Origin of the sequence: Nocardia sp. NBC_01327 (genome assembly GCF_035958815.1) — a bacterium.
Lineage (GTDB): Bacteria > Actinomycetota > Actinomycetes > Mycobacteriales > Mycobacteriaceae > Nocardia.
Map to the genome: position 1 here is coordinate 1,749,656 of NZ_CP108383.1, position 12,737 is coordinate 1,762,392.

A 12,737-nucleotide genomic window follows, 5' to 3' on the forward strand; every position below is an offset into this window, starting at 1 on the left:
GTCGATTCTGGCACGGCGGCAATTCTGGTAGTAGGTCTTGCCAGAAATCACTATCTGGGGGACCCTGTTTCCAGATGCGGTGTGCCGCGTCACACCCTTGCTTCAGGAGGCAACGATGCCTGCACAGACCGGTTACTTCTCCGACGATTCGATGATTCGGCGCGTGATGCGCAAGCGGGCGGTGGGACTCACCTACGGGCAGCGCGCCCTGGTCATCGGGGCCGTGCACCCGCTGCTCTACGTCGGGACCGCCGAGAACACCCAGCATCGCACCACGCCGTATACGCGACTCGCGCTCACCGGCAAGCTCTTCGAAGCCGTCTCCCTGGGCACCCGCGAAGAAGCCGACCGGGCCCGCTCTTTCACCCGCAAACGCCACAGCACGGTCGAGGGCGCACTGCCCGAGGACGCGGGACAGCGCAATCCGGCGGGCACCCGCTACTCCACGCACGATCCGCACCTCATGTTCATGACCATGGCCTTCACCCTCGACTCCGCCGAAGTCATGCACGATCTGCTGGTCCGCAAGCTCACCCCCGGCGAGCGCGAAGGTCTCTACCAGGACTACTGCCGCTGGGGTGAACTGTTCGGCATGCCGCGCGAGGCCGCGCCGGCCACCTACGCGCAGTTCCGGCGCGACTACGACGCCTACCTCGCCTCCGACGAGGTGTTCCTCACCGACGAGGCCAAACTCGTCGGCGCGTACCTCATGGGCCAGCGTGTCGCGTACCCCATGCCGATGCCTATTCAGCAGGCCCTGGGCGGATTCTCGCTCCTGGTGCAGGGCAGCCTTCCGCCGCGCATTCGCGAGATGTACGGCCTGAGCTGGGGCATGCGCGAGGAGATCGCCTGCCGCGGCCTGGCCCAGGCGGTCCGCACCGCGCACATTTCCCCGCCGCTCGCGCCCAAACTGCTGCGCGGCTCGCTGACCGGGCCGAGCTATCCGCTCTACCGCCTCGCGACACGCCGCGAGCAGCGCCTGATCAGCGCCGGTCGGCCCAGCATGCCGGGGGTCGATCCGCGCAACTGGGTGGCCAGACATTCGGCGTGAGCCGCATGCGAAGATCAGGGCATGTCGAGTCCTGAGCCCTCCGCCGAACGCAAGCAGCGGGTCCTGTCCGGTATCCAGCCGACCAGCGATTCGTTCCACTTCGGGAACTACCTTGGCGCCGTGCAGTATTGGGTGCGGCTGCAGGACGAATTCGACGCCTTCTACTTCATTCCCGACCTGCACGCCATCACCGTGCCGCAGGATCCGAAGGAACTGCGCAAGCGCACCAAGGTCTCCGCGGCGCAGCTGCTGGCCCTGGGCGTCGACCCCAAGAAGTCGACGCTGTTCGTACAGAGCCAGGTGCCCGAGCACGCCGAACTGACCTGGGTGCTGAACTGCCTCACCGGCTTCGGCGAGGCCAGCCGGATGACCCAGTTCAAGGACAAGTCGGTCAAGCAGGGTGCGGAGAACGCGACCGTCGGCCTGTTCACCTATCCGGTGCTCATGGCCGCCGATATCCTGCTCTACCGCCCGCAGCTGGTGCCGGTCGGCGAGGATCAGCGCCAGCACCTGGAGCTGACCCGAAATCTGGCCCAGCGCTTCAACACTCGGTACAAGAAGACCTTCGTGGTGCCGGAGGCGCATATCGTCACCGGCACCGCCAAGATCTACGACCTGCAGGATCCGACCGCCAAGATGAGCAAATCGGCCTCCTCGGACGCCGGTCTGCTCAATCTGCTCGACGATCCCAAGATCTCGGCCAAGAAGATCCGTTCCGCGGTCACCGATACCGGGCGCGAGATCCGCTACGACCCGGAGACCAAGGCGGGCGTGAGCAATCTGCTGGTCATTCTGAGCTCGCTCACCGAGACCCCGATCGTCACGCTGGAACAGGACTTCGAGGGCAAGGGCTACGGCGATCTCAAATCCGCCACCGCCGACGCCCTGGTCGAATTCGTCACCCCGCTGCGCGCGAAGGTCGACGAGTTCATGTCCGACCAGACCGAACTCGACCGCATCCTGCGCTCCGGCGCCGATCAGGCCCGCGAGGTCGCGAGCAAGACCCTGGCCCAGGTGTACGACCGCGTCGGGTTCCTCGCCCGCTGACCGCCCCGTAAACCCGGCTGTGGCGAAGGTCGCGATTCGGCCGACGCGCACCGGATTTGCGGTGCGCGTGCCGATGCGGATGCGAGAGTAGAGGTCTGATCAGGGCGTACCGAGCGTTGCGGAGGTAAGCGGTGTTCGGCAAGGTCAAATCCTGGATCGAGCGTGAGGTCCGGAAGCGGCACTGGCTCGATCATGTGGTGCGGGCCGCGGGGCGGTATCAGCGTCAGCGCGGCGACTACTACGCCGCGGGCATTACGTATTTCACTGTGCTGTCACTGTTTCCGCTGCTGATGGTGGGATTCGCGGTCGCCGGATTCGTGCTGTCCCGAAACCCGCACCTGCTCACCGAGATTCAGAACAAGATTGTCGAGAACATTCCCGGCTCGGCCGGCCAGCAGCTCAATGACCTCATCAAAGAGGCGGTCCGCTCGCGCGCCGGGGTCGGCGTCATCGGTCTGGCGACCGGCGCCTACGCGGGGCTCGGCTGGATCGCGAATCTGCGCGCGGCGCTCACCGAACAGTGGGAGCAGCCCAGCAAACCGGGGAACTGGGCGCTGACCAAGCTCTCGGACCTGGGGGCGCTGATCGGATTGTTCCTGGCCATCGGGATATCGATCGGCCTGTCGGTGCTCGCCTCCAGCGGGCTCATCTCGGCGCTGCTGCGGCGCTGGCACATTCACGAATCCACCGCCATCACCCTGCTGCTCACGCTGCTGTCGCTGCTGCTGGCCGTGCTCGCGAACTGGGCCGTCTTCGTCTGGATCATCGCCCGCATGCCCCGGCATCCGGTGACGCTGCGCAGTGCGGCCCGGGCGGCCCTGATCGCGGCGGTGATCTTCGAGGCCTTCAAACAACTCGCCTCGATCATTCTCAAATCGGTGGTGAACGGCCCGGCCGGCGTGGCCTTCGGCCCGATCCTCGGACTCATGGTCTTCAGCTACTTCACCGCCCGCATCATTCTCTTCGCCACCGCCTGGGCGGCCACGGCCACCGAAAACGATGTCCCGGCGGATATTCCGCCGCCCGCCCCGGCCGTCATCGAACCCCGCGGTGCGGGTCCGGGACTTCCGGCCGGAGCGGGTGCGGCGCTGTTCGGTGCGGGAGCGATTGCCGGAGCACTGCTTTCGGCGCGCCGCCGGCGCTGAACGGCGGTCAGCGCCGGGGGCGGCTCATCCGGCGCGCGCCCGCCAGCAGCACCAGCACCAGAATCACGCCGCCCACGATGAGCGTGATGCGCAGAGTGCTATTGCTCGAACCGGAATCGCCGGAATCCGCCGCGGGTTCCGCCACCGGCGGACGTGCCACCACCACAGTCGAATCCGGTGCCTTCGCTCCCGCGTCGGGCAGGCTGCCGACATTCGATCCGGCGGGCAGCGCGAACGCGTAGTCGAGCAGCTTGGCCGCCTGCTCGTACGGCCGGAACGGCAGCACATCGGCCTTCATCAGCGTGACTTCGAGCCGATGGCCGTTACGCTGCGCGCCCGCGACGAAGGTCTGCCGCGCATCGTCGGTGTACCCGGTCTTACCGCCGAGCGCACCGTCGTATTCGTAGAGCAGGTGGTTGTCGTTCGCGATGGGAAAACCCGGATGATCCTTGTCCTCAGGGTTTTTCGGATCCGCCGGGAATCCCGGGAAGTCGAACTGCTCGGTGTGGATGAGTTCGGCGAACAGCGGAATCGTCATGGCATCGCGGAAGATCGTGGCCAGATCGTAGGCGGAGGTGCTCATCCCCGGGCCGTCCAGACCGGACGGGGTCGCGGCGCGAGTATCCAAGGCGTGCAGGCGTTTCGCCATATCGTTCATCTTGCCCACGGTGGCCTCGTCCCCGCCGAGCTGCGTCGAGACGGCATGCGCCGCATCATTTCCCGACGCCATGATGAGCGCGTGGAACAGCTGTGCGTTGGTGTACTGCCCGCCCGGCCCGATACCCACCCGGGTGCCGTCCGCATTGGCATCGTCCTGGGTGCCGATCACCGTCTTGTTCAGATCCAGCACCCGCAGCGCCACATCCGCCAGCAGCACCTTGATGGTGGACGCGGGCCGATAGCGCCCGTGCGGATCCTTGGCCGCGAGCACCTTCCCGGTATCGAGATCCGAGACCACCCACCCCGTCGCGGAGATCCCCTCCGGCAATTGCGGCGCGCCCGAGGGCAGGATCACACCGCATCCGCCGAGCTGGTCGCCGCCCACCGGCGGGCTCGGAATCGGCAGCGGCTGCGGTGCGGAATCACCCGGCTCGGGCACCTCGGAGGCGTCGATGGGCGGCGGGGGAGCGGTCTTGTTCGGACAGCCGTCGGTATTCGGGGTGGTGAACGGCGTGGTGGTCGTACTGCTCGGCGGTGCTGCCGTCGCCGCGCCGGGTAGCGGCGCGTACACGACCCCGGCCACCGCGGTGAGTCCGGCCGCGAGAGCGGCAGCGGTGATCAGCGAGAGGCGATGCCGGCGGCCGGGGGGACTGGGGTCTTGGCGCGAAAGCCTGCGAATGCTCATCGCTCACGAGCTTAAAGGCGCAACCTGTGGGCAGCCGGGGAGGTCGAGGCGCGTCCCCGCAACGCGACTGCGGGGACGCTGAAAAGTACTGGCCGCCGGTTATTCCGCGGTCTTGGCGACCGGGCAGCCGTGGGCGAGCGGGCCGAGCAGCTTGTTGTTGTCGTAGAAGTGCTCCAGCTCGAGGATGCGCAGATCCTCGCTGACCTTGGCGATGGTGATGCCGGTCATCTCGATGAGCTCACCGGTCGGCTGGTGTCCCTGGTATTCACCGGTGTAGCGACCCCAGTGCCGCCATTTGAAGGTGACGGTCGGCGGGCCGGCCAGTACCTCGAGCACCTCCCAGAAGAAGCCGCCGGGGAAGGCGGTGTGGAAGATGTGGTGCGAGGACTCGAAGGTCTCGCCGCCCGGGTAGTACGGATTGTCGCCGATCAGGATGTTGTAGGAGCCGATCCGCGCGAACTCCTCGGAGTCCTGCCATGCGCCGCCGTTGACCCGGCCGCGGTAGTGCTCGGCCACCAGCGAGACCCAGGTGGCCGGATCCTTCTTGTGCGAGACCTCCATCTCGAAGACCTTCACCAGCTCTTCGACAATGAATTCCAGCGAATCCGGTGCGTGGTCGGTGGTGCGCTCGACCGGCATGACGGTGTGGCTGAGGTGGTAGTCGGGGGCTTCCTCGCGCCAGTCTTCCGGTGCGGCAGCAGCGATTACGGCTTCACGTCCTTGCAGATGCAAGGGAGTTGTCACGGATTCTGTTGCTTGATCGGTCATTTGGTGCCTTACATCTCCAGACCCCTTGCGGGATCTGTTAATTCGTAACTGACCGGATGAAGTTAGCAGCGTTCCGGGTGGCTGTCGCGACAAGAGCTGGACACCAGTCCAGCTGCGTGCGACAGGTTCATGACGCGACAAGTTTTGACAGAGTCTCGCAAATGAGAGACTCTTTCATTATCAAGTTGGAATCAACTGATTGGAACTGTCATGAATGAGCCAGGAGTGCGCCGCTGGCTGGCCCTGGGCGCTTTGGCGCTCGCCATGCTGACCATCGGGCTCGACGTCACCGTGCTGACCGTCGCGCTACCGACCCTCGCCGTCGACCTGCACGCCGATACCGGCGCGCTGCAGTGGTTCAGCAGCGCCTACACCCTCGCCCTCGCGGCGGTCATGCTCCCCGCGGGCGCCCTCGGCGACCGGTACGGGCGGAAGAAGATCCTGCTCGCGGCACTGCTGCTGTTCGGCGCGGCCTCCCTCGCCTGCGCCTTCGCGGTCTCCTCCGGGCAGCTCATCGCCGCCCGCGTCGTACTCGGCGTCGCGGCCGCGGCCATGATGCCGCTGTCCATGTCGGTCCTGCCGGGCCTGTTCCCCGATCCCGCGGAACGGCAACGCGCACTGACCATCTGGATCACCTCCACCGCCATCGGACTCCCGCTCGGCCCGATCGTGGGCGGCTGGCTGCTGCAGAACTTCTGGTGGGGTTCGGTATTCCTGCTGAACGTGCCGCTGGTTGTCATCGGGGCGACCGCGGTGGCGCTGCTGGTCCCGGAATCGCGCAGCGGCAGCGTCTTCCGCATCGATCTGGCGGGCATCGCGCTCTCGGCGACCGGAATGCTCGGCCTCACCTACGGTTTCATCCGGCTCGGCCAGGAGGGCTGGGGCAACGGGCTGGGCTGGGCGGTCGTCGCGGCGGGGGTGGCGCTGCTCGGCGGCTTCATCCTGTGGCAGCGGCGCGCCGAGCATCCGCTGGTGGATCTCGGACTCTTCACCGCACCCGGATTCCGCTGGGGCACCGTCTATATGGTCATCATCAACTTCGCCATGTTCGGCCTGTTCTTCACCATGCCGCAGTACTTCCAATCGGTGCTCGGCACCGACACCCTGGGCAGCGGACTGCGCCTGCTACCGCTCATCGGCGGACTGCTGGTGGGCACCCGGGTGGTGGACAAGCTGCTGCCGAAGGCCGGAATGCGGGTGGTGCTCACCGCCGGATTCGCCTTCCTCACCGCCGGACTCGGCATGGCCGCGCTCATCACCGTGGATCGGCCCTACGGCTTCGCGGCCGCGGCCCTGGTGCTGGTCGGCATCGGCATGGGCTTCGTCATGCCCGCCTCCATGGGCCTGGCCATGAGCGATCTCAGCCCCGACCGCGCGGGCTCCGGTTCGGCCCTGCTGCAGGCGCTGCGGCAGGCGGCCGGCACCATCGGCGTCGCCGTACTGGGCACCGTGCTGGCCACCCAATACCGTTCCAGCCTCGGCGATCTCAATCACGAACCGCTCTCCGACGGCGTCAATGCCGGAGTGGGCGCGGCACGCGCACTCGGTGATCCGGCCGTGCTCGCGCAGGTGCGATCCGCGTTCGTCGACGGGATGAGCGTCATGATGTGGGTCTGCGCGGGCGTGGCACTGGCGGCCACCGCACTGGCCCTGCTGCTCACCCGGAATCGGCCGGCCGCGCCGGAGCTCACGCCCGATGCTGCACAATCGGTTCATGTCGGCTGAGCCCAAGCACACCACCATCCCGGCCGGGGCCAAGAGCGCCCCGGCCGGGATCGGCCTGCGGGAACGCAAGAAGGAACGCACCCGGCGCACCATTCGCACCGAGGCGTTCCGGCTCTTCCGCGAGTACGGCTACAACGAGACCACGGTCGAGCAGATCGCCGAGGCGGCCGATATCTCGCCGAGCACCTTCTTCCGGTACTTCCCGTCCAAGGAACAGGTGGTGCTGGCCGACGACGTGGACCCCATCATGATCCGGGCCATCGAGCGGCAACCACTGGATATGCCGGTCCTGGCCGCCCTCCGCCAGGCGGTCATCGACTCCTTCGAGGAAATGGATCCGGAGCTGTTCGCCTTCGAACAGGAGCGGGTCGATATGGTCTATTCGATTCCGGAGCTGCGCGGTGCCATGGCCCGGGAGTTCGAGCGCAATATCGCCCTCATGGCCGGTGTGATCGCGCCTCGATTGGGCCGCAGCACCGACGATTTCGAGATCCGCGCGCTGGTCGGTGCGATGACCGGGGCCATGTTCGGAATTGTCGGTACGTCCGGGCGGGTGCCCTTCGACCGGGATCTGATCGTGCGGGTCATCGACTTCCTGGCGGCCGGAATGCCGCTCTAGACAGGCTGTTCCAGTAGTCCCGAGACGACCTCGTCGTCCACCGTGGCGAAGAAACCACCCACCACATCCTCGATTTCGGCAATGGAGTCGGCGCAGTACAGCACCGGCTGATAGTGCGTGATGTCGTAGACGGCGGTGCCCATCTCCTGAATGCGCAACGGCCGCAACCGCGCATCGCGGAACTCCTCGATCTCGCCGAACGAGGAGAGCAAACCGGCTCCGTAGCAACGGACTTCGCCGTGCTCGCGCACCACGCCGAACTCCATCGAGAACCAGAAGACATCGGCCAGGAATTTCAGGGCCCGCTCGGAGGTGAGGCGGCCGACGGCCGCACCCGCCATCTCGTACAGCGCGGCGAAGCGCGGGCTCGCCAATTGATTGGCGTGGCCGAGGATTTCGTGGACGGCATCCGGCTCCGGGGTGTACAGCGGGGCCGAATGATGGCGAATGTACTGGGTGGAGTGGAAGATCCGATCCGCGAAGGAACCGAAGAACTCGCGCAGCGGCACCAGGCCGGCGGCCGGGGCATAGCGGAAACCGGTGAGCGGGAGCAGATTCGCCGTCACCTCGTCCAGCTGCGGAATGTGATCGGTGGGTAGTGCGAGCCGCTGCGCCGCCTCGATCACCTCGGTGCAGGCGTAGCGCGCACGCTTACGCGCCAATTCGGCGGAGACGATCCGCCACACCCCCTGCTCCTCGGCGGTGTAGTCGATCTGCGGCACCGGCGCGCCCGGCCGGTAGTCCAGGGCCAGGGCGGCGATCGCATTGCGGCGGGTGCGGTACAGCCGATCGTGCACGCCCGGATGCTCATCGCTCAAATGCACCGTCACATCGCCGTCGGCCCCCTGGGTGACCGGCGAATACAGCTGCGCCTCGGTGAACATGCCTTGATGCAATCACCGCCGTGTGATTCAGACAACAAACACCCGCTCAGCTCAGCAGATTGCTTAGCTGAGCGGGTGACATATGACGAGCGACGGCCCGTTTTGCCAGTGCCACTGCGCATTCGATGCAGTAGGGCGGGGCGTACTCGAGAGGTCCGGTGCCGCGCGGACTCGGCGCTGCGCGGGGCCGGGCGATAGCTACGGCGAAGGCCGCCCGCATTGCAGTGCGGGCGGCCTTCGGAGTCGTGCTACCGGATTGCAGTCCGGGTTCCGATCAACGCGGGGCGTTGGCCGGATCGAGCAGTGTAGGAGTGCGGCCCTCGCGGTGCGCCTGGCGGGCGTCCTCGAGGAACTCGCGTGTGAACAGTGCCGACAGTACGGCGATACCGCCGCGGTGGATGCGGAATTCACTGCGCTCGGCGGCGCCGACCAGGCGGATGACACGGCCCGCGGCGTCCTTCGGGCAGGAGAAATCCTTGACCCGGCCGCGACCGGTCCACTCCAGATCGGACTGGATGATGACCGCGTCCTCGGGGACCAGCAGTTTGACCATGGCGTGGTCGAGGTCGGCGTGCACCACGATCTCGTCGTCGCCCTCGATCAGCGGGGAGCGCAGGTCGATGACGACGCTGCCGTAACGGGCCTTGACCTCGAAGTGGCTGGCGGCGGTCCAGTCGCCGAGGCGCTTGGTGGTGCCGTGGTCGGTGTGGATGCGGGTGGTGGTGTTCATCGCGGTGCCTTTCGGAGCGGGTGGAGCGGGTCGGGTTCGCCTGCTCCTCAATAGTCGCACATGTACTAGTTGCAGTGCAACTAGTTTGTGGGAATCTAGTGGTCCGGAACCCAGTAGGATGGGGGCATGACAGCATCGCCGCAGTTCAAACGGTCGCCGGTGGCGATGGCGCTGCTCGGCATCCTGCATATGGAGCCGATGCACCCCTACGCCATCCAGCGCCGCATCAAGGGATGGGGCAAGGACAAGGTCGTCAATGTGGGGCAGCGGGCCGGGCTGTACAAGACCATCGCGCGCCTGCAGGACGCCGGGCTGGTGGCGGTCCGCGAGACCGGCCGCGATCAGCAGTACCCCGAGCGCACGGTCTACGAGATCACCGACGCCGGCCGCGCCGCCTTCACCACCTGGCTGACCGAGATGATCGCGCAACCGCGCAATGAATTCCCCGAATTCCCCGCGGCGCTGTCGTTCCTGATGCTCCTCGGCCCGGACCAGGCGAAGGCGGAACTCGAGCGCCGCATTGTCGCGACGCGCGCCCGCATCGCCGAAATAGACTCCGACGCCGCACAATCCGCGCCGCTCGGCCTACCTCGGATCGTCACCCTGGAGGACGAATACCAGCGCGCCGTCGCCGAAGCCGAACTCCACTGGCTCGAAGCCGTCGTCGCGGACCTCGCAGCGGGCACCCTGACCTGGTCGTGGGAATCGCTTGTCCCGCATGCGGATCAGTCGATCCGCAGCTGAATCATCCTGTAGCACAACAAAAAAAGGCCGCCCGCATCGAAAGATGCGGGCGGCCTTCGGCTTACGGGGGCGAGTGCCGCTCCCGGGGTTTCAGGGGGTACCCTGAGAGTCCCGAGAGTTGTTCTGCGCCTGCCGAGTGCTGCGTCTAGCGTGTGAAGAGCAGTGCGCGCTTCACTTCCTGGATCGCCTTGGTGACCTCGATGCCGCGGGGGCATGCGTCGGTGCAGTTGAAGGTGGTGCGGCAGCGCCACACGCCCTCGACATCGTTGAGGATGTCCAGGCGCTCGCGGGCGCCCTCGTCACGGCTGTCGAAGATGAAGCGGTGCGCGTTCACGATCGCGGCCGGGCCGAAGTAGCTGCCGTCGCTCCAGTACACGGGGCAGGAGGTGGTGCAGCAGGCGCACAGGATGCACTTGGTGGTGTCATCGAAGCGGGCCCGGTCGTGCTGGGACTGGATGCGCTCCATGGTCGGCTGGTTGCCCGTGGTGATCAGGTACGGCTTCACCGCCTTGAAGGCGTCGAAGAACGGCTCCATATCGACCACGAGGTCCTTCTCCACGGGCAGGCCGCGGATGGGCTCGACGGTCATGGTGAGATCCTTGCCGTTCTTCGGCAGCAGATCCTTCATGAGCACCTTGCACGCCAGCCGGTTCACACCGTTGATGCGCATGGCGTCCGAACCGCAGACACCGTGGGCACACGAGCGCCGGAAGGTGAGCGTGCCGTCCAGGTAGGACTTGATGTAGAGCAGCACGTTCAGGAACCGGTCGGTCGGGAGCACGGGGACCTTGAACTCGTCCCAGTGGTTGCCCAGGTCGTTCTCGGGATTGAAGCGCGCGATCTTGACCGTGATCAGGACCGAGCCGGGCGGCACCGGCGCAGGCTTCTGCGGGGCCGCCTTGTCGAGTGTCGCAGTCATCAGTACTTACGCTCCATCGGCTCGTAGCGGGTCTGCACCACCGGCTTGTAGTCCAGGCGGATATCGGAGATCAACTCCGGACCCGTCTTGTAGGCCATGGTATGGCGCATGTAGTTGGTGTCGTCGCGGTTCGGGTAGTCCTCGCGAGCGTGTCCTCCGCGCGATTCCTTGCGGTTGAGCGCACCCACCACGGTGACCTCGGCCAGCTCCAGCAGGAAGCCCAGCTCGAGAGCCTCGAGCAGATCGCTGTTGTAGCGCTTGCCCTTGTCCTGCACGGTGATCCGGGTGTACCGGTCCTTGAACTCGTGGATGTCGTTGAGGACCTGCTTGAGGGTGTCCTCGGTGCGGAACACGCCCGCATTGGCATCCATGGTGGCCTGCAGCTCGCCGCGGATATCGGCCACGCGCTCGTTGCCGTGATCGGACAGGATCAGCGCCAGCCAGTCCTGCACCATCTGCGCCGGGTTCTCCGGCAGCTCGGTGAACTCGCTGCGCTGGGCGTACTCGGCGGCGGCAATGCCGGCGCGGCGGCCGAACACATTGATGTCCAGCAGTGAGTTGGTGCCCAGGCGGTTGGAGCCGTGCACCGAAACACACGCGCACTCGCCGGCGGCGTACAGGCCGGGGACCACATCGGTGTTGTTGGCCAGCACCTCACCGCGAATGCGGGTCGGGATGCCGCCCATGACGTAGTGGCAGGTCGGCATGACCGGCACCAGTTCGGTCACCGGGTCCACGCCCAGGTAGGTGCGGGCGAACTCGGTGATGTCGGGGAGCTTCTCCTCGAGCACGTCCGCCCCGAGGTGGGTTACGTCGATGTAGACGTAGTCCTTGTTCGGACCGGCGCCACGGCCCTCGGCCACCTCGAGCACCATCGAGCGGGCGACGATGTCACGCGGCGCGAGGTCCTTGATGGTGGGGGCGTAGCGCTCCATGAATCGTTCGCCCGACGCATTGCGCAGAATGCCGCCCTCGCCGCGGACCGCCTCGGAGATGAGGATGCCCAGACCCGCGAGGCCTGTCGGATGGAACTGGTGGAACTCCATGTCCTCCAGCGGAAGTCCCTTGCGGAACACGATCGCCATGCCGTCACCGGTGAGGGTGTGCGCATTGGAGGTGGTCTTGTACATCCGGCCCGAGCCGCCGGTCGCGAAGATGATCGACTTGGCGTGGAAGATGTGCAGATCGCCGGTGGCCAGCTCGTAGGCGACCACACCGGTCGCGACCGTACCGCTCATCACCAGGTCGAGCACGTAGAACTCGTTGTAGAACTCCACGTCGTGCTTGACGCAGTTCTGGTACAGCGTCTGCAGGATCATGTGGCCGGTGCGGTCGGCGGCGTAGCACGCGCGACGCACCGGGGCCTTGCCGTGATCACGGGTGTGCCCGCCGAAGCGCCGCTGATCGATCTTGCCCTCGGGCGTGCGGTTGAACGGCAGGCCCATCTTCTCCAGATCGAGCACGGCGTCGATGGCCTCCTTGGCCATGATCTCCGCGGCGTCCTGGTCGACCAGGTAGTCACCACCCTTGACGGTGTCGAAGGTGTGCCACTCCCAGTTGTCCTCTTCCACGTTCGCGAGCGCGGCGCACATGCCGCCCTGCGCCGCACCGGTGTGGCTGCGGGTCGGGTAGAGCTTGGTCAGGACAGCGGTGCGGACGCGGGGTCCGGACTCGATCGCCGCGCGCATGCCTGCGCCACCGGCGCCGACGATGACGACGTCGTACCGGTGCTCCTGAATCGGTCGGGATTCACTCATCGG

The 12,737-nt window shown here is 66.5% G+C and carries 12 protein-coding genes; 6 read left to right on the top strand and 6 right to left on the bottom strand.

Annotation, left to right across the window (positions count from 1 at the left end):
* Positions 1 to 115 precede the first annotated feature (115 nt).
* From OG326_RS07495 to yhjD, 3 genes are all read left to right on the top strand, one after another.
* Entirely contained in the window at positions 116 to 1,051 is a 936-nt protein-coding gene (locus tag OG326_RS07495) for an oxygenase MpaB family protein (RefSeq protein ID WP_327143876.1), read from the top strand.
* Between the two features lie 21 nt (positions 1,052 to 1,072).
* Entirely contained in the window at positions 1,073 to 2,098 is a 1,026-nt protein-coding gene (trpS, locus tag OG326_RS07500; protein WP_327143877.1) for a tryptophan--tRNA ligase, read from the top strand.
* 131 nt (positions 2,099 to 2,229) lie between these two features.
* Complete coding sequence (gene yhjD, locus OG326_RS07505; RefSeq protein WP_327143878.1) at positions 2,230 to 3,243, top strand: inner membrane protein YhjD; 1,014 nt, start codon at positions 2,230 to 2,232, stop codon at positions 3,241 to 3,243.
* A 7-nt stretch (positions 3,244 to 3,250) separates the two neighbouring features.
* Here the strand turns inward: yhjD and OG326_RS07510 are convergent, their stop codons facing one another.
* Together OG326_RS07510 and OG326_RS07515 are read right to left on the bottom strand one after the other, a co-directional pair.
* Entirely contained in the window at positions 3,251 to 4,588 is a 1,338-nt protein-coding gene (locus tag OG326_RS07510) for a D-alanyl-D-alanine carboxypeptidase family protein (RefSeq protein ID WP_327143879.1), read from the bottom strand.
* 99 nt (positions 4,589 to 4,687) lie between these two features.
* Entirely contained in the window at positions 4,688 to 5,332 is a 645-nt protein-coding gene (locus tag OG326_RS07515; protein WP_327143880.1) for an ester cyclase, read from the bottom strand.
* Between the two features lie 234 nt (positions 5,333 to 5,566).
* Here OG326_RS07515 and OG326_RS07520 point away from each other — a divergent pair, with 234 nt between their 5' ends.
* Both OG326_RS07520 and OG326_RS07525 read left to right on the top strand, forming a co-directional pair.
* Complete coding sequence (locus tag OG326_RS07520; RefSeq protein WP_327143881.1) at positions 5,567 to 7,081, top strand: MFS transporter; 1,515 nt, start codon at positions 5,567 to 5,569, stop codon at positions 7,079 to 7,081.
* Entirely contained in the window at positions 7,071 to 7,700 is a 630-nt protein-coding gene (locus OG326_RS07525) for an acyl-CoA-like ligand-binding transcription factor (protein WP_327143882.1), read from the top strand. The genes OG326_RS07520 and OG326_RS07525 overlap by 11 nt, the downstream gene beginning before the upstream one ends.
* On the opposite strand, the gene OG326_RS07530 is transcribed toward OG326_RS07525, so the two are convergent.
* Entirely contained in the window at positions 7,697 to 8,584 is an 888-nt protein-coding gene (locus tag OG326_RS07530; RefSeq protein ID WP_327143883.1) for a phenylalanine 4-monooxygenase, read from the bottom strand. The two genes, OG326_RS07525 and OG326_RS07530, sit on opposite strands and share 4 nt — an antisense overlap.
* A gap of 274 nt (positions 8,585 to 8,858) precedes the next feature.
* Positions 8,859 to 9,314, bottom strand: coding sequence for a hypothetical protein (locus OG326_RS07535; RefSeq protein ID WP_327143884.1), 456 nt, complete (start codon positions 9,312 to 9,314; stop codon positions 8,859 to 8,861).
* A 126-nt stretch (positions 9,315 to 9,440) separates the two neighbouring features.
* On the opposite strand from OG326_RS07535, the gene OG326_RS07540 reads away from it, so the two are divergent.
* Complete coding sequence (locus OG326_RS07540; protein ID WP_327143885.1) at positions 9,441 to 10,058, top strand: PadR family transcriptional regulator; 618 nt, start codon at positions 9,441 to 9,443, stop codon at positions 10,056 to 10,058.
* Positions 10,059 to 10,203: 145 nt separating this feature from the next.
* On the opposite strand, the gene OG326_RS07545 is transcribed toward OG326_RS07540, so the two are convergent.
* The gene (locus OG326_RS07545) at positions 10,204 to 10,977 is read right to left on the bottom strand and encodes a succinate dehydrogenase iron-sulfur subunit (protein ID WP_327143886.1); all 774 of its coding nucleotides are present in this window, start codon (positions 10,975 to 10,977) and stop codon (positions 10,204 to 10,206) included.
* Positions 10,977 to 12,734, bottom strand: coding sequence for a succinate dehydrogenase flavoprotein subunit (sdhA, locus tag OG326_RS07550; protein ID WP_327143887.1), 1,758 nt, complete (start codon positions 12,732 to 12,734; stop codon positions 10,977 to 10,979). The genes OG326_RS07545 and sdhA overlap by 1 nt, the downstream gene beginning before the upstream one ends.
* Positions 12,735 to 12,737 lie beyond the last annotated feature (3 nt).